Origin of the sequence: Aeromonas mytilicola subsp. aquatica (assembly GCF_044336385.1) — a bacterium.
GTDB classification, from domain to species: Bacteria; Pseudomonadota; Gammaproteobacteria; order Enterobacterales; family Aeromonadaceae; genus Aeromonas; species Aeromonas rivipollensis.
On sequence record NZ_CP172298.1, the window covers coordinates 1,366,325 to 1,386,880 of the forward strand.

Below are 20,556 nucleotides of genomic sequence, written 5' to 3' on the forward strand. Positions count from 1 at the left end.
GGATGCCGGAGTGTATCACGGAGGCGCCCGCCTTGGGTCATAGGGGCATAGGGGCATAGAGGGAAAGGGTTCGGCAGACCCCCTCCCTGCCTCCCCTTTGCTGGTAGAGGGGGGCTGGGAGATTCAGCTCAGCAGGCTGTCGATGACGATGGCCTGGCGGGCGGGGGCCGAGCTTGCGTGCAGCAGCGCCGTGCTGACCACCTCGTTCATCAGGGCGCGGGCCAGCCGGGTGAGGGGGCGCAACTGTTCGGGGGCCAGAGCGGCCGGAATGGCCAGCAATATGATGATCTGCACAGGCCCGAGCGCCGATCCCCACTCGAGGGGCTCATCGCAGCCAAGCAGCGAGAGGGCGGGTTTGGTGATGGCGGGACAGATCACATGGGGCATGGCGAGGCCCGGCCGGATGATGGTGGCGGCGAGTTGTTCCCGCGCTGCTATGGCCTGCTCCAGCGCGGCTCTGTTACGCACCCGCTCCGCTGGCAGCAGATCCACCAGAACCTGCAACGCCAGGGCCTTGTCGAGGGGCGCCGAGCTGTGGCCGAGCTGGGCGAGGGAAAAGCCGTAGTCGGGCAGGGCGGCGGCGAGACGCTGCTCGGCCCGGGCCGAGGTGGCGGGGCGCCCCAGCGGCTGGCCCAGCTCCACGCACCAGCAAGTGAAGGCCATGTGGGCCAGCTCCGCATCCAGCCCTTCGATCAGCAGCTGGCAGAGATCCCCGGGCTGGGTGGCCAGGGTGAGCAGGGCGAGCTGGCTGCTCGCCTCTGCCCGCTGGCGACGGCTGATGTTGATGAAGAGGATCTGGGATTTGAACAGCCCGGCCAGTCGACAGAGCTGTTTGGCCTGGGTGATGGTCAAGCCCTGGTGGCAGCAGAAGGTGAGCTCGCGGCGGAGCATTCAGGCGCCGGGGGTGGCGGCTTTGAGCACGGCGGCGGCGTCCAGCAGCACGGACTCCAGGGATACCTGGCGCACGGCGCAGCCGAGGAAGCGTTCCTTCTGCTCTATCTCGATGTCGGAGGCGATGAGCACCAGATCCGCGCTGGCGATGTCCCTGGCGGTCAGCACGTTCTCCAGTCCCATGGCGCCCTGGGTCTCCACCTTGATCTTCAGTCCCAGCTTGTCGGCGGCGTTTTGCAGCGCCTCGGCGGCCATGTAGGTGTGGGCTATGCCGGTGGGGCAGGCGGTGACGGCGAGGATCTTCATGGGCTCTCTAGGCAGGTGGGGATGGGGCCACAAGATAGCGCCAAGGGCGCGGGTTTGCCAAAGGTGCGGGGTGAAAGTGGGATCTTGGCCGCCCTGTGGTGCCTGCGTGCACAGGGGATGGCAAGAGTATGGATTCATCTGTTGCTGATTGGGGCGGCAATAAAAAACCGGCCCCACCAGAAGGCGGGGCCGGTTGCATTCAGTTAACGCGGGTTCAGGCGGACTGGGTGGCCAGCTCGGCGGCGCGCAGTTCGCGCTTGATGCGGCGTATCTTGCGCTCCTCGGCGACGGCCACGCAGGCCATCAGCACCAGGCAGGCGGCGGCGGCCATGTCCAGCGCCGCGAAGGTACCGGTCCAGCCGGTCAGGCCGAAGATGGGGGTGCCGTCGGCGATCATGCCCAGACCCAGCTTGGCGAAGCTGTCACCGATGAGGTAGGCAAAGGTGCCCTTGACCCCGTCGGCCACGCTGATGCCCTGCTTGGGCACGAAGCCCACGGCGGCCACGCCGATCAGCAGTTGCGGACCGAATACCAGGAAGCCCAGCAGGAAGAGGGAGCCCAGGAACATGAACTGGGTGGTGGCGTGCTGGTAGAGCCCCAGGGTGGCTATGATGAGCGCCAGTGCCACGCAGGCCACCAGACCACGGCGACCGTTCGCCAGATCCGAGAGGTAGCCCCACATCAGGGTGCCGACCAGGGCGCCCACTTCGAAGAAGGTGAAGCCCTGGATGGCGACTTCCTTGGAGAAGCCGAGCTCCTGGTGGGCGTAGACGGTGGACCACTGGTCGATGCCGATGCGCACCACGTAGAGGAAGATGTTGGCAAAGCAGAGCAGCCAGATCACCTTGTTCATCAGCACGTACTTCACGAAGATCTGACCCTTGGTCAGTTTCTGCTCTTCGGTGGCTATGTCCTCTTCGCTCGCGACTTCGTCAAACAGCTCTTCCACCTTGCCCAGACCATAGGCTTCCGGCGAGTCGCTGCCAAAACGCAGGCCGACGAAGCCGACGATGAGGGCGATGATGGACGGGAAGATAAACATGCCGAGCACGTTGCCATCGAACAGGTAGTTGGCACCGAACAGCGCCACACCGGCCGCCCCGGCGCCGCCCACGTTGTGGGAGAGGTTCCACATGCCGAGGTAGGTGCCGCGCTTGTTGCGGGGGGTCCACTTGGTGATGGTGGAGTAGCTGCAAGAGCCACCACAGCTCTGGAAGAAGCCGCTCAGGGCATAGAAGAAGATCATGAAGTAGAGGCTAAAACCCGTGCCCCCCATGCTGGCACTGAAGCCCAGCATGCAGAGGGCGGAGAGGATCAGCATCAGCGGCAGGAACTGCTTGGTGTTCTTGCCGTCGGCATAGTAGGAGACGACCGTCTTGCCCACCCCGTAGGTGATGGAGAAGCCGAGGCCTATCATGCCGAGCTCGGTCATGGAGAGACCGTACTCCTGGATCATGTCGTTCTGGGCGATGTTGAAGTTCTTGCGGATCAGATACATGGTCAGATAGCCAATGAATACAACCAGATAAGATTGCATGAATGGCTTGAACCAGAGCTTGCGCCGGGCTTCGACCGGCAGGTCCAGGGTGGGGATCCGGACCTGTTCGAGCAGTTTAAACATCTTCGTTCATCCTCTGCGAGATAGACGCTATTCCCGCCGCGTTCCTCATTTGTGTATTGAACTCGTTCAATCTGTTATGGGAGGTCACGCCACGGGAAGGGCGACAGGAAGAGGGCGAACTGCAGAGCGCTCCCCTGTCGATTGAACCCATGCCCGAACGCACCATGGCGTGCCGGGTAACTACATCAGGTAGGTCGACTGTAAAGAGGCGGGCTGTGGATGGCGTGAGAGTCATGCCTAGGGGACTTAAGAAAATTTCCTAGTTTGGCGGCTTGTGGCCGTGAAGCGTGAAGGGGATCACAGAGTTTGCTCAAGAGCCCGAGAGCCTGGATGGGTGCGCCGCTGCAGGGGCAGGCGCCGTCAGGCTCGCAAAAAGGGGGCTAGCGCGCAAAAAACAAGGAGGCCACCCGGGGGTGGCCTACTGTCATCTCAAGTGCCTGTGGTGGACAAGATTCATGCCGCCTTGGCCAGTTCCACCTGGTCGGTTTTCTTCACCCGCAGTTTTTTCAGGGCAACCGCCACCACGCCGGTGACTATGGCGCCACAGATCATGCAGAGAAGCGCCAGCAGCGGCTTGTTGACCGCGCCCAGCAGGGCGACGATGGGGCCACCGTGGGCGACGCTGTTGGTGATGCCAAACAGGAAGGCCATCACGGCGGCTGTCATGCTGCCCAGCACGTTGGCGGGAATGACGGCGAGCGGATCGCGGGCGGCGAACGGAATGGCTCCCTCGGAGATACCCACCAGACCCATGGCACCGGCGGCTTTGCCCGCCTCGATTTCGGAGGCATCGAAGATCCCCAGCTTGCGACCGAGCACGGTAGCGAGCGACATGCCGAGCGGCGCCGCCGGTATGGCGCAGGCCATGGCGCCCATGAACTGGGTCTGGCCGGAGGCGATCATGCCGACCGAGAACAGGAAGGCCACCTTGTTGACCGGGCCACCCATGTCGAAGCCCGCCATGCCCCCGAGCACTATGCCCAGCAGCACCAGGCTGCCACCGCTCATGGAGAGCAGCATGGCGTTGAGGCCGGTCATCATGTCGGCGATGGGCGCACCAATGATGAAGATGAAGACGGCGGCGATAAAGAGCGACCCGACGATGGGGGCGATCAGGATCGGCACCAGGGGTTGCACCATCTTGTGGTAGTGGCGGGTGGCTATCCAGCGCACCAGATAACCGACCAGGAGGCCTGCGATGATGGCACCGATAAAGCCGGTGCCGGCGTCGGCGCCGTAGAAGCTGCCGTTGTTGGCGATCCAGCCGCCGATAAAGCCCGGCGCCAGGGCGGGTCTGTCACCTATGGCGTAGGCGATATAGCCCGCCAGAATGGGGATCATCAGGGTGAAGGCGGCCACGCCCACGTTGAGGATCTGGTTCCACATGCTCCCTTCCGGGATCTGCATGCCGCTCGGGGTCGGATCGCCGCCGATGGCGAGCGCCAGGGCGATCAGCAAACCCCCCGTGACGACAAAGGGGATCATATGGGAGACGCCGTTCATCAGGTAACGGTAGAGGTCGGAACTGCCGCCCGCGCTCTTCTCCTCGCTCTTGCGCTCATCCTTGTCCGCCACATAGGCGGGGGCCTTGAGGGCCTGCTCGATCAGTCCCTTGCCATCCTTGATGGGGGCCTTCACCCCGGTCTTGATGAGCGGCTTGCCGTTGAAGCGGGCCATGTCCACCTGCTTGTCACAGGCCACGACTATGGCGCTGGCGCGGGCAATCTCGGCAGCGGTCGGGCTGTTCTTGACGCCGATGGAGCCATTGGTCTCCACCTTCACCTCGTACCCCAGCTCCTTGGCGGCACGCTCCAGGGATTCTGCCGCCAGATAGGTGTGGGCGATCCCGGCCGGGCAGCCGGTGACACCTATGATGAAGCCCTTGTCGGCGGCGGGGGCGGCTTGCTCCTCTCTCTTCTCAAGCAAGAGTGCCAGCGCGGCGGCGGGGGTCTTGGCCGCCAGCAGGGCGTCGATAAAGCCCTCTTCGATCAGCTTGGCGGAGAGCTCGGCCAGCACCTCGATATGGTGGTTGGCGCCGCCCGCCGGGGAGGCAATCATGAAGAACAACCGGGAGGGCTTGCCATCCTCGGCGCCGTAATCGATACCGCTGCGGCTGATGCCGATGGCCACCGCCGGAGTGCTCACCGCCGCGCTCTTGGCGTGGGGCAGGGCTACGCCTTCCTCGAAGCCGGTGTTGTCCAGCTCTTCCCGGGCCCACAAGTCCTTGATGAACTGCTGCTCGTCGCTGACCTTGCCTTGGGCGACCAGCAAGCGGGTCATCTCGCTGAAGACCTCCTCCTTGCGGCTGGCCTTTAAATCGAGCGCGATCAGTTGCTCGTTGATAAGGGTGGTGATCATGGCGTTCTCCCTGCTCCCTTGATGGAGCCTGTTGGCATGCCGTGCACACGGCATGCAGACAAAATTGACACGACTATTATCGCGCCGGGGCGCAAGCCACCCTATCGGACAAATGTGCGAATGACTGGATTTTTGTGCGGTAAAATCCCGAGTGTGAGCCGGATCCCAAAGCGAGGAGTTGGGCAGCAGCAGCGAATTTAATTGGTTTTTACATATAAAATCATGTTGTTGGCAGGAATTTCCTTGTGACCGTATTGCCGTGGCCCTACTAGTCTGGACGGGAGAGAGAAGCTTATTCTGTAAATTTGTGAGGGTTTATGATGGGGCTAGATGTGAGCCAACGCACATAAATGGCTGTCATCAGGGGAGCTTGGGGGAGTGCAAACTGGAGAAATGGGCTTGGCGAGCGGGATTTGTGTGGGCAACATACGGAACCGTTATCTGGCGTGGTGGCGCTGTATTAGCCAGCCAATTCCCACCATAACGGCCGCGACACCGATCGCGATCTGATAAAGGCGTCCCACCGCCCGCTAAAGTAAATCCATATGAAAATCCTGCCGGATAAGTTCCGGGGTCAAGCCGAGTGGCGCCGCAATGGCCAGGCTGGATATGAATTTCACAAGCAATCTGGTTTAGTTATTGGGGGACGTCTGTATAGATTCATTCTTGTATAATTCAGTTAGCTCTATTGGCGCAAGTAAGGACATGCTTTAATTTGGATGCTTTTCAGTTTGCCATTTCTAAATGAACATGAGGTGCCATTGAATTAAGCATCCATCTACTCCGCTGAAGGTTGCCGTGGCGTTCGAAAATTCAATATCCAAGATATGCCAATACCCGAATCAGCTTTGCTAGTCGAACCTACGGGCTTGATTATTTACGTGGCATCATCATCCATAGACCGCAGAGGGCGACACCCATGCCCAGCAATCGAGTGACTGAAAAGGCTTCTCGAAAAAACAAGAGTCCAATAGGTAAAAGCAAGAGTGTACCTGCTGCATTGGTCAGGAATGAAGATATCCCCAGATGGCCACCGGCTCGATATAGCAACAAGAATCCAAGCTCAATTCCTAAAATTCCCAGCGCCACGCCCGCAACACTCCAGTTTAATATTTGGAAACTGCGACTACCGTCATAAAAATAAATGCCAGGTAAACATAATAAAAGGGCGATGCCATAACTCAAGGACAAAGATAAAAATGGATTGACACCACTAGGTACAAATTTAATCGAAAGGTGGTATACGACCGAACCTGCGATCGCAAGAATGACAGCTAAAACATACATCGTGAACTCCAGCTAAAAAATAAAAGCATGCTCAGTCTAGCGGATGCCACAGTTCATAGGTAGACTGCAAAAATGAATGGCAGCTATAAGATTCCTTTATGACAAATGACTTTGATACCGCACTGCTGCGCTCTTTCGTGAGTGTTGTACGATGTGGCAGCATTAACCGGGCCGCAATATTGCAAGGGAAAACACAGCCAGCGCTTAGCCAGCAAATTCAGCGTTTAGAGCAGCAACTAGGCCATGCATTGCTGCTTCGCTCCAACAGAGGAATACGTTTAAGTACTGAGGGGGAGGCGTTATTACCTTATGCAGAACGTATTTTGAGTCTGACCGATCAACTGAGTCTAAAGCCTGCATCACAAGGTAAGCTGCATTGCAGTATTGGTTTGGTTGAAGATCTTGTGAGTAATCACTTTACCCGCGTACTAGCAGACTTTGCTTGTGTGCATCCTGGATTAAGCTTGCGGGTTGAGGTTGCGAACAAGCAGTCACTATTTGCTGCGTTTGAACGTGGTGAGTTGGATGTGTTGGTCAGCATGCCGATTGCCAATGCGCCAGCACCCATTCAGGAATTCAGTTTTCCACTTTATTGGTTTGCAGCGCATGGGTTCGAACATCAAGGTGAATCATTACCTTTAGTCATTTTCAGTCAACCCTGCTCATGGCGTAATCGTATATTAGAGGCATTGAATAGAGAAGGTATTCCTTGGCATATAGTATTTGAGAGCAGTAGCCTTGCAGCTTTACAGGCTGCTACAGAGGCCGGGCTGGGCGTCGTCGCTTTATTTTCTCAAACACCCCCAAAGCATAGCCAGAGATTGACTCAGCTCCCTGCACTCCCAAATATTACAATTGCAGTTTATCGCCAGCGGGGAGATATGGATGGAACAGTTCAAGATTTAACCAATCTGTTTCTAAGAGAAATGCAGCATAATGTTGTAACACCAAATGATGGTGAAGGACAGTAGAGCATTGAATAAAGGGGGCTCAGCCCGGTTTGTGCGATCAGGAAGCGCTTCATGGGCAAGGTGCCGTCGTTTCGATTGCCGTCTCGTTGGATATATGGCTCATCTCGTATCCTGGGCTAAAAATCATGGGCTGGTGCTGAACGAAGTGAAGCCAAGGTTTACCGCAAAATGTATCGTTAATTCTGGTGTGCCAATCTATTGCATCCACGTTTATTCCGCTCTGGCTGGCGCAATAATGCTTGCCTGTCGGGCTTCACTACGCTCTGCGCCAACCTAAAAACCACGCTACCACCAGTGACGACAGCTTCCAGTCTGCTGCGGTCAATCGGTGATATAGCGGGACATGGCCGCTCGATTACCTTGTTGCGGCACAGGCAGCGATCCCGAGGAAGCCTGGTTGCAAGCGGGGCATAGCAAGCTGTGGTGGAAGGGGGTAAAACGGCCCTTTGCGAGAAACCGGTCGGGGATCAACAAATGAGTGAGAGTGCGGGCATATTTGTGCGGCAGCAGGCTGGCTATCGCCCCTTGCGGGGGCAACAGGTACTCAATACTCGAGAAATTTCTCGCCGCAGCGCTCGCAAATCAGGTGCTTCACATGGGTGGCCTGGTAGGCCAGGGTCGAGCCGAATGCCCAGTTGGTGATCGTGCTGGCGCGAAAGGCGTGCCAGAAGGCCTTGCGCGGCTCCTTGGGCATCACATCCTGGCTGTGGTCGCGGGGCACCAGCACCACCAGATGGCGGGTGCGCTCCCCGCACTTGTCGCAGGGATGGATCTCGCTCTGCGCCTGCTGTTCGTTCTGTTTTTGCTGTTCACGCTGGGCTGTCATGATGCACTGGCTCCTGTTCTGGATGGTGCGCTCATCATATTCCTCTCCGCTTGGCTCTCCTACCCCCATGTGGTGTTGGTCCACTGAGTGAGGGAGACCCTTTCTTTGTCGGGGCAGGGGCGACCCGTTTTCACTGGCTAAAGCCTGCCGCATCACGCTGCGCCAATGCCCGCTCCACATAGAGATAGCCGATGCCCATCACCTGCTGGGGGCGGCTGAGCTCGCCGAAGCGCAACTGGGTCGCATTGACGGCGTCGCTGCAGTCGAAGGGGTTGGCACCGGTCTGACTGATGATGGTCTGCAGCCAGGGCTCGCCGAAGTCGCAGCTGCGGCCATACAGGTAGATGCGGTTGATGTTGAGGATATTGAGGAAGTTGTAGAGGCTCAGGCCAATGGCACGGGCCCCCTCGTCCACCAGGGCGCGGATCATGGCATCCCCCTGATGGTAGAGCGCGAGCAACTGGGCCGTGTCGAGCTCCCCGCCCGCCGGCACCGGGTTGTCGGCACTGGCTTGCTGCTTGAGAAAGACCCTGGCCCGTTTCTTGATGGCAAACAACGAGGCGACCGTCTCCAGGCAGCCGTAGCGGCCGCAGGCACAGGCGCTGCCGTCCGGGTTGATGATGGTGTGGCCTATCTGGCCGCTGCCAAAGAGGGCACCTCTGTAGATCTGGCCGTTGATGATAAAGGCGGAGCCGATGCCGTAGTCGACGTTGATGACGCAAAAATCTCCGTTTCCTTCCCGGCCTTGCCACTTCTGGGCCAGCGCCAGCATGATGCAGTCGTTGTCCACCATCACCTCGCAGCCGAGGCGCTCCTCCAGCAGGTACTTGAGCTCGACCGGCGCGTGCCAGGGGGCCTGCGGCATGGTCTGGGATACCCCGGTGGCCGGGTTGACCTGGCCGTGCACCGCCAGCGCCAGCCGGATCGCCAGCCCCTTGTGGCGGCGCTTGTGCTGGTAGTAGTGCGCCTCGATCAGGCGCAGCAGCTCCTCCGGGGTCTGCGGGGCTATCTTCTGGCCGCTGAACTCATCCAGCGGGGTGATCAGGTTGTCCACCAGTATGCTCTCCAGGCTGGTGGGGCTGATGTTGAGGCAGAGGATAGCCCCCTTGCCGCTGGCGATGCGGTAGCTGCCGCCGTTGATGCCGCGCAGGGAGAGGTTTTGCTCGCTGTGGCTGATGGCGCCATCGGCTACCAGCTCGTCGAGGATCTTGCTGACCGCCGGGATGGAGAGCTCGCAGTGGCGGGCCAGGGTGGACTTGCTCGACTCCTTGAGCTGGTAGAGCAGCGCCAGCAGCACCTGCTTGTTGTGGTGGCGTACCTTCTGGTTGTTCAGGCCGATGATCATCTGTTCACTAAACTCCGCTTACTGTATTGCGTGATCTTTAAGCGAAAAACGCTGTCATCGCCATCTTAAACTGGCTTCATCGAAACGTTTACTAATAAATGTTGAATGAGGCGAGATTGATGAGAGCTGATGTAAGAGTCTGGGTAGAAGCCGTCACCCTGCCGACCTACGAGGTCGGTGCCGAAGATCCCAACCCCATGTTTCTCGAGAAGCGGGTCTATCAGGGCTCCTCGGGGGCCGTCTATCCCTATGGGGTGATCGACACCCTGACCGGCCAGAAGCAGATGAAGTCCTATCAGGCGGTCTGGCTGGAGAACGACTTCATCAAGGTGATGCTGCTGCCGGAATTGGGCGGGCGCATCCATCGCGCCTACGACAAGGTGATGCAGCGCGATTTTGTCTACTACAACGAGGTGATCAAGCCGGCGCTGGTGGGGCTGGTGGGGCCCTGGATCTCCGGCGGCATCGAGTTCAACTGGCCCCAGCACCACAGGCCCACCACCTTTATGCCGGTGGACTTCACCATCCAGGAGCACGAGGGCGGCGCCAAGACCGTCTGGCTCGGCGAGGTGGAGGCGATGCGCGGCCTGCAGGTGATGGCGGGCTTCAGCCTCTACCCGGACAAGGCGCTGATCGAGATCACCGGCAAGGTGTTCAACGGCAACGACACCCCGCGCCACTTCCTCTGGTGGTCCAATCCGGCGGTGAAGGGGGGCGATGCCCATCAGAGCGTCTTCCCGCCCGATGTCACTGCCGTCTATGACCACGGCAAGCGCGACGTGAGCGCCTTCCCCATCGCCCGTGGTACCTACTACAAGGTGGATTACTCCGCCGGGGTCGATATCTCCCGTTACCGCAACATCCCGGTGCCCACCTCCTATATGGCGGACAAGTCTGATTACGACTTCGTCGGTGCCTACTGCCATGACGAGCGGGGCGGCCTGCTGCACGTGGCGGATCACCACGTCTCCCCTGGCAAGAAGCAGTGGAGCTGGGGCAACTGCGACTTCGGTCTGGCCTGGGATCGCAACCTGACCGACGACAACGGCCCCTATATAGAGCTTATGACAGGGGTCTACACCGACAACCAGCCCGACTTCACCTGGCTGGATGCGGGGGAGGAGAAGGTGTTCGTGCAGAACTTCCTGCCCTACAACACCCTGGGCACCCTGCAAAACGCCAACACCCGCGCCGCCATCAAGCTGGAGCGCACCGATGACGGCCTGCTGTGCGGCGTCTATGCGGTGGCGCCGCTGGGCGGGGCGCGCTTCGAGGTGAGTGACGAGGGCGGCGTGCTGTTCACCCAGACGCTGGAGTTGCAACCGGGCCAGGCCTGGCTTGAGCCGCTTGCCATCACCGGCGAGGGACGTTTGCAGGTGCGGCTGCTGGATGAGCAGGGCCAGCCGATCCTGAGTTATCTCGAGCATTTGCCCGCGGGCGAGGCCCTGCCGGATCCGGCCACGGCACCTGAGCCTGCCGTCAATCTCGACTCGGTCGACGAGCTCTACTTCATCGGCCAGCATCTTGAGCAGTATCTGCACGCCAGCCGTTCGCCCTTTGATTACTACCTGCGGGCACTGGAGCTCGATGGCGGCGACTATCGCTGCAACCTGGCGCTGGCGACCCTGGAGTACAACCGCGCCAACTATGAGCAGGCGCTGGCCTACGTCAATCAGGCGCTGGTCCGTGCCCATCGGCTCAACAAGAACCCCCAGTGTGGCAAGGCCAGCCTGCTGCGGGCCCATATCGAGGAGCGCCAAGGCCAGCTGGACGCCGCCTTCGATGACTTCTACAAGGCGACCTGGAGCGGCAACTGCCGCGACGGCGGCTTCCTCGGGCTGGCCCGCATCGCCATGGTGCGCCGTGACCCATCGCAGGCGCTGCCCTTTGTCGAGCGCAGCCTGGCGGTCAACGGTACCCACTACGGTGCCATCGCCCTCAAGGGGCTGGCGCTGCTGGAGTCTGGTGAGCGGGAGGCGGCCCTCGCCTACATAGACGAGCAGCGAGTCCGTTATCCGCTCCACTATCAGCTGGCCTTACTGCGCTGGCTGGCGAGCGAACAGGAGGCGGATCTCGAGGCGCTGCGCACCCTGTGCAACGGGCGCGGGGTGAACCTCTGTTTCCTCGCAAGTGACCTGCTGGCGCTGGGTCGCCCCGAGCTGGCGCAGCAACTGCTCTCGCTGCTGCCGGTGGAAGAGACCCTGCCGCTGCTGTTCCAGGCCAGTCTGTTGCCGGAAGGTGAGGCGCAGTATGCCCTGCTGCAACGGGCCGAGCAGGCCTTTGGCCGTAAGGTGCGCTTCCCCAATACCCTGGGGGAGGTGGCCATGCTGGCACAGTTGCCCCACAGCTGGTTTGCCAGCTATCTGCTGGGCTGCTTCCACTACAGCAAGCGCAACTACCCGCAGGCCATCGCTCTGTGGCAAGGGGTGTGCGAGCAGGCGCCCGGGTTTGCCCCTGCCTGGCGCAACCTTGGCATCTATCACTTCAACAAGAGCGGCGATCTGGCGGCGGCCGAGCAGTGCCTGAGTCGCGCCTTCGCCCTCAAGCCGGATGATGCCCGCCTCTTGTTCGAACTGGATCATCTGCACAAGCGCGGCGCCATGGCACCCGCCGAGCGGTTGGCGCTGCTGGAGGCACACAGTGAGGTGGCCCTCAAGCGCGACGATCTGACTGCCGAACTGCTCAGCCTTTATCACATCACCGGCCAGCTGGATGCGGCGGCCGAGATCTTGCGGCTGCGCGAATTCCATCCCTGGGAGGGAGGCGAGGGCAAGGTGACAGGTCAGTACCTCATCAACCAGCAGCGCCGGGCGCTGGTGTTGATGACCCAGGGGCGCCATGAGCAGGCAATACCGCTGCTGCAACAGGCGCTGCACTACCCCCTCAATCTGGGGGAGGGGCGTCTGGTGGGGCAGACCGACAACGACATCCACTACCTGCTGGCGCTCTGTCACCTCGCCTGTGACAACCAGAGTCTGGCGGCCCAGTGCCTGCAACAGGCCTGCCTCGGTCAGGGGTCGCTGGGGGCCAGCCGCTACTACAACGATCAGCCGGTGGATTACCTCTTCTATCAGGGCATGGCGCTGGCGCGCCTTGGCCGCGCTGCTGAGGCGCAGCGTCTGTTTGAAGGCATGGTTGGCTGGGCCGAGCAGGCCATGGGCGAGCGGGTCGAGGCGGACTTCTTCGCCGTCTCCCTGCCCGACCTCATCGTGCTCGATGACGACCCCCAGCACAAACACCGCCAGCACTGCCTGCTGGTCAGGGCGCTCGGCCTCTTGGGGCTAGGTCAGCATGATTGCTGTGAACAGAGCTTGCGAGAGCTGCTCACCCTGAACCCGGCCCACGACAAGGGGCACCTCTTTGCCCTGATCTGCCGTGATCTTTCACTCAACTCATAACACTCATAACAAAAACCGGCGCTTCGCCACGGTGCGAAGCGCCCCAGTACCCTACAATCGACAAGATAGAGAGAGTGCGTCATGAAAAGTTCGCGAAATCAATTGGATACGGGTGGGCTCAATATGGGCTACATCTGGATGATCTGCCTGGTAGCCGCCTGCGGTGGCCTGCTGTTCGGCTACGACTGGGTGGTGATAGGCGGGGCCAAGCCCTTCTATGAGGCCTACTTCGCCATCACGGATCCGGCCCAGTCCGGCTGGGCCATGAGCTCGGCGCTGGTGGGCTGCGTGCTGGGGGCGGCCATCTCCGGCTGGACCGCCGATCGCTTCGGTCGCAAGAAGCCGCTGATCCTGGCCGCCATCCTCTTCACCATCTCGGCCTGGGGCACGGCCGCTGCCGGCAACTTCGATCTGTTCGTGGTCTATCGCATCATAGGCGGCATAGGGATAGGTCTGGCCTCTGCGCTCTCCCCCATGTACATCGCCGAGATAAGCCCGGCCGACAAGCGGGGCAAGTTCGTGGCCATCAACCAGCTCACCATAGTCCTGGGGGTGCTGGCGGCCCAGCTGGTGAACCTGATGATCGCCGATCCGGTGGCGAGCAACGCCACCCAGGCCGACATTCTGGCGACCTGGAATGGCCAGTCCGGCTGGCGCTGGATGTTCGGTGCCGAACTGGTGCCCGCCCTGGCGTTTCTGGTGCTGATGTTCTTCGTGCCGGAGTCCCCGCGCTGGTTGGCCAAAAATGGTCACTATGAGAAGGCCTCCCGCATGCTCGGCAAGATTGGCGGCGATGCCTATGCCAAGCAGACCCTGGCCGAGATCCGCCAGACCCTGGTGGGTGAGACCCACAAGGTGTCGCTGTCGGATCTGGGCAAGCCCTCGGTGCGCCCCATCCTCATCATCGGCATTGTGCTGGCGGTCTTCCAGCAGTGGTGCGGCATCAACGTCATCTTCAACTACGCGCAGGAGATCTTCGCCTCCGCCGGCTTTGACATCAACAGCACCCTCAAATCCATCGTCGCCACCGGTCTTATCAACCTGCTGTTTACCCTGATCGCGCTGCCCATGGTGGACAAGATCGGCCGTCGCAAGCTGATGCTGATTGGCTCGGCCGGTCTCACCATCATCTACGGCATAATGGCGGCGGCCTATGCCAGCGGCGTGCTGGGACTGCCGGTGCTGCTGCTGGTGCTGACGGCCATCGCCATCTATGCCCTGACCCTGGCGCCGGTCACCTGGGTGCTGCTCTCCGAGATCTTCCCGAACCGGGTGCGGGGTCTGGCGATGTCGGCGGGCACCCTGGCGCTCTGGATTGCCTGCTTCGTGCTGACCTACACCTTCCCGCTGCTCAACGCCGGGCTGGGCGCCGCTGGCAGCTTCCTGCTCTACGGCCTCATCTGTTTCGCCGGCCTCATCTTCATCTATCGCAAGGTGCCCGAGACCAAGGGGGTCACCCTGGAAGCGCTGGAAGCCCAGCTGGCTCAGGGCAAGGTCGAGCTGACCCCCGCCAAGGTGAGCACGGCGGTATGACTGTATACACATTGGGTAACCCGCATCTTCGGATGCGGGTCTCTGCATTGGGGGCCTGCCTGCTGGGGCTGGAGGATGACCAAGGGCGCCCGCTGCTGCGAAGCACAGACCCGGCGCAGCCCTGGCATCCCGGGCAGAGCGCCCTGTTTCCCATGTTGCCCCTGGCCAATCGGGTGGCCGGCAACCGGTTCGAACTGTGGGGAGAGGACTATTCGTTGCCCGAAAGCGAGCGCGATCCCGACTTCTTTTTGCACGGGGATGGATGGCTACAGCCATGGCAGCCGGTGGCGCTGACCGACAGCTCGATGACCTTGCAGCTCACCAGCCAGAATGGCCCTTTTCACTATCTGGCGGAGATCGACTATCGGCTGCAGGGGGCGAGCCTGGTGGCGCGCCTCGGCTTGACCCATCTGGGGGAGGTGCCCTGCCTCTATGGTGCGGGTTTCCATCCCTTCTTCTGGCGTGACGAGCAGACCCGCATCCGCTTTCTGGCGAGCGGCGTCTGGCAAGAGGGGCCGGATCATCTGCCAACCGACTGGGCAAGCAGACTGGCTCCTCACCTCGATTTTCGCCAGTGGCAGCGGCCACAAGGGTGGCTCAATCACTGTTACGGCGGCTGGCGCGGTCAGGCGGAGATTGACCAACCTGCCCGCCAGCAGCGCCTGCTGGTTTCAAGCGAGTGCGCCTTCCTGATGCTCTATCAGCCCGACGAGGGGAGCGGCTTCGTCTGCCTGGAGCCCCTGAGTCACGCTGCCAATGCCCACCACCTGGCCGGTCACCCCGGTTTGCGGCTGCTCGACCGAGGGGATCGCATGAGCCTTGGCATGACCCTCAGCCTGCGCCCGGCGCCATGACTCCGGGCAGGCAATGACAGGGGCCCGAAAGGGCCTCACTCCTTGGCGCCCGGCGGGGTTCGGCGACGGATAAAGGGCGGCTGGTCAGGGACTTGGGGGCGGGTTGCCGGGTTTCATCGCGGTTTTCTTAACCCAGGCTGTCTGCGCCGTGGCTTTCGGTGGACGGTAAAATACCCCCTTGCTCTACTCCCCGTCAGGTTCAAACAACCGCAGCGACAGGCGGCCCCGGCAGGCTAAGCGCACCGGGCAAGGGAATGGTTTAGGGAGAAATGGGCATGGCAGTGGGCAAGTGGTTGATAGCAGGATTGGCAGCGCTGGCGCTGCTGGGGTGTGGCAGCGATGACGAGGAGGGCGCAACGGGGGAGGGTCCCACCCTCGCCTCGTTGCGGATTAGTCCGGAAGAGATCAGGGTGCCCGTTGGCGTCGAGCAGCAGTTCCAGGTACAGGCGACTTGGGATGATGGCGCCGTGCAGGATGTGACCGGGCATCCCGACATTGTCTGGAGCAGCAGCGACACCGCCGTGGTCAGGGTGGATGAGCAGGGCCTCGCCACGGGGGTCGGCCCGGGCACGGCCACCCTGACCAGCACGGGCACAGTCAATGGTGAGTCTCATATCGCCACCGCCAGGGTGGAGGTGATCGATGCCTATGTGACAGAGCTGCAACTGACCCCGGTCACGGCCAGGGTGCCGGTGGGATTGAACCAGCCCTTCGTGGCCATCGCCACCTTCTCCGACGGCCAGTCGCGAGACGTGACCAAGGCCGAAGGCCTGCAGTGGCGCAGCAGTGACGAGGGCAGCGCCCTGGTCAGCAACGAGACCGGCAACAAGGGGCTCGCCACCGGGGTGGCGGTCGGGGAGCCTAACATTGAGGCCAGCGGCACCCTCAACGGCGTCTCCTTCCAGGCGTCGGCCCCGCTGACGGTGACGGATGCGGTGATCACCGGGCTGGACATCCATGCCCCCGAGGATCCGCTGCCCATGGGGTTGAGTGCGCAGTTGCACGCCTTCGCCACCCTGTCCGATGACAGTGATCCCATAGAGGTGACCGAGCATGATGCCTTGACCTGGCACAGCAGCGATCCGGCGGTGGCGAGCATCAGCGAGACAGGGCTGGTCACCGGGCTGACTCCGGGGAGTGCCACCATAGGGGTGAGCGGCATGATCAACGGTGTCTCCCTCGAGGCGACCGAGCCGCTCAGGGTGAGCTCGGCCGCCGTCATCGGGCTTGAGGTGCAGTCCATGGGGAGTGCCATTGCGGCTGGTCTGCAAACACAATATGTCGCCACGGCCTATCTCACCGATGGCACCTCGTTCGATGTCACCGACAACGCCCTCATTCAGTGGCAAAGCAATCAACCCGGGATAGCGAGCGTCAGCAACCAGGCGGGCAGCAAGGGGCTGGTGACGGGCCAGACGGTGGGAACTGCCACCATAATGGCGAGCGGCACCCTGGATGGCACCGCCTTCACCGCCTCTGCCCCGGTGACCGTCTCATCCGCCGTGGTGACCAACCTGGAGGTAACGCCGGCGGCTGCCTCCGTCATGGTGGGGGACAAGGTGCAATATCAGGCCATGGCCAGCCTCTCCGATGGCAGCAACCAGGAGGTGACGGACGACGACGCCATCCTCTGGTCCTCCGATGCGCCCGCCATCGCGCTCATCAGCAATGCCTCTGGCAGCCGGGGGGAGGCAAGCGGCCTGAGCGAGGGGGTGGCACTCATCAGCGCCAACCTGGGGGGCGTCACCAGCACGGCGGCCCGGCTGAGCGTGATGCCAACGGCCCCCGAGGCCCCCATCATCATCGAGCCACGGCAAAACCAGCTGGCCTCGTTGCAACTGAGCCCGGAAGCCTTTGCATTCTGGAATACGACCTCCATCAACTCCCTCGAGGGGCAGAGTGCCCTGAAGGAGCTGACCGGACAGGTCTACAACCAGTTCAGCGATGCCTTCGACTTCATCACTGTGGTGATGAACAACGACGATGTCCCCCCGGACATGCCCACAGGTGAATATGCCCACGTCAGAAACGATGTGGCGGGCATAGGCCTGGGTATGTTTGATGAGACGGCGGCGTTTCACTCGGATGGCAAGCTGCAGGGGGTTTTCTTCCTCTACAAGAAGAAGTACCTGTCGACCTCGACCTATGGCCCCATACTGCACGAGATGGCCCATCGCTGGGCGAACTGGGTGGTGCCACCCGTTACCGGGCACTGGGCTCCCTGGCTCGGCATCGTCGGCCAGCTGAACAACGTGAGTGCCAACTACGCCGACATCGAGCTCTACCTGATGGGATTGATGGACGCCTCCGAGATGACGGATCCCGCCAGCCTCGATGCCTATGCCCTGATCCCGGCCGACCAGAAGCCCAGGGTGCCGAGCGCGGCCACCTCGCAGAGGGCGTTTCGTACTCTGCTGTTGATCCTGTCTGATCGGCCGCTCACCGCCACCGAGATCCAGAACTACAACAACGGGGCCACCCTGCTGACCCGGACAGACAACCCGTCCCAGCAAGGCACCAACTTCCACAAGATGACCAGAGGCAGAGGCACCCTGACGGTGAACGGGCTGGATACCCTGGTCAAGCCGACCCCTTAATCCGGCTGTGTGACAGGCGCGAACGGACGAGTGACACGGCCGATGCCGCCCGCCCGTGAGGGACAATCATCCGGAGCCAGTCACTGGCGCCGGATTTTTTATGGGGCTGGCAAGGGGGGCTTGGGGGAGGCGAGCTTGCGCCCTCATCTTCTGCCACCGCAAAAAGGGGCCTGGCGGCCCCTTATGTTCAGAACGGCAAACCCGGTCTCGTCAGGCGACCTTGCTGTTGCAAGCCAGGGTGCGGGCCAGCAATCCATCTGGATTGTGGATAGCATCCTTCGTTTTGACATCGATTATTTCGATATTTGCGAAGCGCTCCCTGTGCTTGATGGCCACGTCATGGGCCAGGATGACGCAACGGGCGTTGGCCACGTCTTTGGGGGTGATGCGGTTGATGATGCCGTTGGCGCCTTGTGTCTCCACTTTCAGCTTGATCCCCGCCTTGGCCGCCGCCTTTTGCAGGCTCTTGGCGGCGAGGAAGGTGTGGGCCACCCCTGAGGGGCAGGCGGTGATGGCGAGCACGTCTGCCTCACCTTCCGCTTCGATGACCTCATAACCGCCATCCGGGGTGGTGACCTCTTCCTCGTCGGTCACCGGTTTTTTCAGCAGGTTGACGATAAGGGCCGTGGTCAGGGCGCCGAGCACGGTTCCCAGGATGTAACCCATCTTGCCTTCCACCACAGGCAGCACTATCCAGCCGCCCCAGGGGGCGTGGTTGATGCTGTGCATCATGAAGCCGGTGATGTTGCCGACTATGCCGCCCGCGACTATTGCCGGGATGACGCGTACCGGGTCGGCGGCGGCAAAGGGAATGGCCCCCTCGCTGATGCCTATCATGCCCATGATGGCGGCAGCCTTGCCCGCTTCACGCTCTTCCTTCTTGTAACGACGGGGGGAGAGCAGGGTCGCCAGCGCCATGCCAAGGGGCGGCACGCAGATGGCGATACCGACCCCGCCCATCAGCCAGGGCTGGGTGTTGACCTGGGTCTGGGCGAACAGGGTCGCTACCTTGTTGACCGGGCCGCCCATGTCAAAGGCGGTCATGCCGCCGAGGATGGCGCCCAGCATCACCTTGCCGGAGCCCGCCATGCTGGAGAGCCAGTGGTTCATCCCCTCCATCATGGCGGCGATGGGCGCCCCTATCACCCACATCACTATGCCGCACACCAGGAAGGTGCCGATGAGTGGGTAGATGAAAATGGAGCCGAGCGAACTCATGGAGTCCGGTAGCTTGATGCGTTTGAGCTGATTGACGATGAGGCCGGCGATAAAGCCCACCAGGATGGCGCCGAGAAAACCTGTGTGGAACTGCTGCACCGCAATCCAGGAGCCGATCATGCCGGGCGCCAGGCCCGGTTTGTCCGCCATTGAGTAGGCGATGTAGCCGCCGAGCACGGCGGTAAAGAGGGTGAGCCCGGCGATGCCCATGTCGGCCATGTCCTTGAGCACACCCGCCTCGGGCACTGCGCCCTTGCCGCTCATCATCACCGAGAGCGACAGCAAGACGCCCCCCGCGACTATGAAGGGGATCATGTGGGAGGTGCCAAACAGCAGGTGCTGCTTGAGGGTGTTGAGCTGGCCCTTGATGCTGCGATCCTGGGGTTCGGGTGCGCTGGGTTGCGGCGCCCTGATCTGGGCTGGCTTGCTGCCGGCCGCACTGGCGGGAGCCTGGGCCGCCAGCAGCTTGAGCACCTCGGCCTTGCTGGTGGCTGCTTGCACCTGCGGGATAAAGCCCGGCTCCAGCAGCTTGGTGGAGAGCTCGGCCAGCACCTCGATATGATGGTTGGCGCCCCCTGCCGGGGAGGCAATCATGAAGAAGAGTCTGGAGGGCTGCCCATCTTCGGCGCCGTAGTCTATTCCCTGGCGACTGATGCCGATGACGATGGCGGGCTGCAGCACGGCCTCGCTCTTGGCGTGGGGCAGGGCGACCCCCTGCTCAAACCCTGTGTTGTCGAGGTTTTCCCGCGCCCAGAGGTCGCGCACGAACTGATCCTGATTGGCTATCTTGCCGCAGGCCTTGAGCCGGGCTGCCAGCTCGACAAAGAGCCCCTGTTTGTCGTTGGCCGCTATGTCGAGGCAGATCAATCCTTCGTCTATCAATGAGGTGAGCATAGGTGTCTCCTGGCTCCTTCTTGGAGCCGTTGCGATGGGTAACAATTGACCCGCCTATTGTTTCGCTCTTGCCCCAGAGTCGAAATCGGAGATATGTGCCCTTTACTGGATTTTTGTGTCAGCACCCCCGTCCTGTGACCCCGCTCGCATTTTTATGTCGTTTTTACAGTTTGGCTGTCTGGTTTTTAATTCATTTAAAAACAATTAGTTAAGTGTGTTTTTGATGCAGTTGTCAGAAGTGGGCGACGATATACCTATCCCACACCAGGAGTGGGGGTTGGAGATTTGTGTGCTGTGGCCGCACCCTGAAATGTGAGCGGCCCGGCAAAAGTGCAGCCCGGGAGCGGCTTCGCATGGGCAAGGCGGGCCCAAGCGGAGGTCGTGAAAAAAATGTGCATAACCAGAAGCCCCGGGCAAGGGCGGCGACAAGGCCGAGGTGGATAATTTCAATGTATTG

At 61.3% G+C, this 20,556-nt stretch carries 13 protein-coding genes; 5 read left to right on the forward strand and 8 right to left on the reverse strand.

From position 1 onward, the window contains the following. Positions 1 to 123: 123 nt before the first annotated feature. From ACFWHB_RS06480 to ACFWHB_RS06500, 5 genes are all read right to left on the reverse strand, one after another. Positions 124 to 891: a PTS sugar transporter subunit IIA gene (locus tag ACFWHB_RS06480; protein ID WP_395949713.1), complete on the reverse strand. Its 768-nt coding sequence runs from the start codon at positions 889 to 891 to the stop codon at positions 124 to 126. Further along, entirely contained in the window at positions 892 to 1,197 is a 306-nt protein-coding gene (locus ACFWHB_RS06485; RefSeq protein ID WP_168234648.1) for a PTS fructose transporter subunit IIB, read from the reverse strand. 214 nt (positions 1,198 to 1,411) lie between these two features. Next, entirely contained in the window at positions 1,412 to 2,818 is a 1,407-nt protein-coding gene (uhpT, locus tag ACFWHB_RS06490; RefSeq protein WP_171276531.1) for a hexose-6-phosphate:phosphate antiporter, read from the reverse strand. Positions 2,819 to 3,271: 453 nt separating this feature from the next. Continuing rightward, positions 3,272 to 5,176 (reverse strand): fructose-specific PTS transporter subunit EIIC, encoded by a 1,905-nt coding sequence (locus ACFWHB_RS06495; RefSeq protein ID WP_395949714.1) that lies wholly within the window; start codon positions 5,174 to 5,176, stop codon positions 3,272 to 3,274. 873 nt (positions 5,177 to 6,049) lie between these two features. Beyond that, on the reverse strand, positions 6,050 to 6,463 hold the full coding sequence (locus ACFWHB_RS06500) for a hypothetical protein (RefSeq protein ID WP_080741044.1): 414 nt from the start codon (positions 6,461 to 6,463) through the stop codon (positions 6,050 to 6,052). A 98-nt stretch (positions 6,464 to 6,561) separates the two neighbouring features. On the opposite strand from ACFWHB_RS06500, the gene ACFWHB_RS06505 reads away from it, so the two are divergent. Next, on the forward strand, positions 6,562 to 7,434 hold the full coding sequence (locus ACFWHB_RS06505) for a LysR substrate-binding domain-containing protein (protein WP_395949715.1): 873 nt from the start codon (positions 6,562 to 6,564) through the stop codon (positions 7,432 to 7,434). Positions 7,435 to 7,978: 544 nt separating this feature from the next. On the opposite strand, the gene ACFWHB_RS06510 is transcribed toward ACFWHB_RS06505, so the two are convergent. Then, entirely contained in the window at positions 7,979 to 8,260 is a 282-nt protein-coding gene (locus ACFWHB_RS06510; RefSeq protein ID WP_395949716.1) for a hypothetical protein, read from the reverse strand. Positions 8,261 to 8,390: 130 nt separating this feature from the next. Continuing rightward, complete coding sequence (locus ACFWHB_RS06515) at positions 8,391 to 9,605, reverse strand: ROK family protein (protein WP_395949717.1); 1,215 nt, start codon at positions 9,603 to 9,605, stop codon at positions 8,391 to 8,393. A 119-nt stretch (positions 9,606 to 9,724) separates the two neighbouring features. Between ACFWHB_RS06515 and ACFWHB_RS06520 the strand changes: the two genes are divergently transcribed. From ACFWHB_RS06520 to ACFWHB_RS06535, 4 genes are all read left to right on the forward strand, one after another. After that, positions 9,725 to 13,003 carry a DUF5107 domain-containing protein gene (locus tag ACFWHB_RS06520; protein WP_395949719.1) on the forward strand — a complete coding sequence of 1,093 codons (3,279 nt, stop codon included), beginning with the start codon at positions 9,725 to 9,727 and terminating at the stop codon, positions 13,001 to 13,003. Between the two features lie 81 nt (positions 13,004 to 13,084). Next, on the forward strand, positions 13,085 to 14,536 hold the full coding sequence (locus ACFWHB_RS06525) for a sugar porter family MFS transporter (protein WP_395949720.1): 1,452 nt from the start codon (positions 13,085 to 13,087) through the stop codon (positions 14,534 to 14,536). Continuing rightward, positions 14,533 to 15,390, forward strand: coding sequence for an aldose 1-epimerase (locus tag ACFWHB_RS06530; protein WP_395949721.1), 858 nt, complete (start codon positions 14,533 to 14,535; stop codon positions 15,388 to 15,390). Before ACFWHB_RS06525 ends, ACFWHB_RS06530 begins: the two co-directional genes overlap by 4 nt. Before the next feature lie 275 nt (positions 15,391 to 15,665). After that, the gene (locus tag ACFWHB_RS06535) at positions 15,666 to 17,987 is read left to right on the forward strand and encodes an Ig-like domain-containing protein (protein WP_395949722.1); all 2,322 of its coding nucleotides are present in this window, start codon (positions 15,666 to 15,668) and stop codon (positions 17,985 to 17,987) included. A 210-nt stretch (positions 17,988 to 18,197) separates the two neighbouring features. Here ACFWHB_RS06535 and ACFWHB_RS06540 read toward each other — a convergent pair whose 3' ends face one another. Continuing rightward, complete coding sequence (locus tag ACFWHB_RS06540) at positions 18,198 to 20,099, reverse strand: PTS fructose transporter subunit EIIC (RefSeq protein ID WP_395949723.1); 1,902 nt, start codon at positions 20,097 to 20,099, stop codon at positions 18,198 to 18,200. Positions 20,100 to 20,556 lie beyond the last annotated feature (457 nt).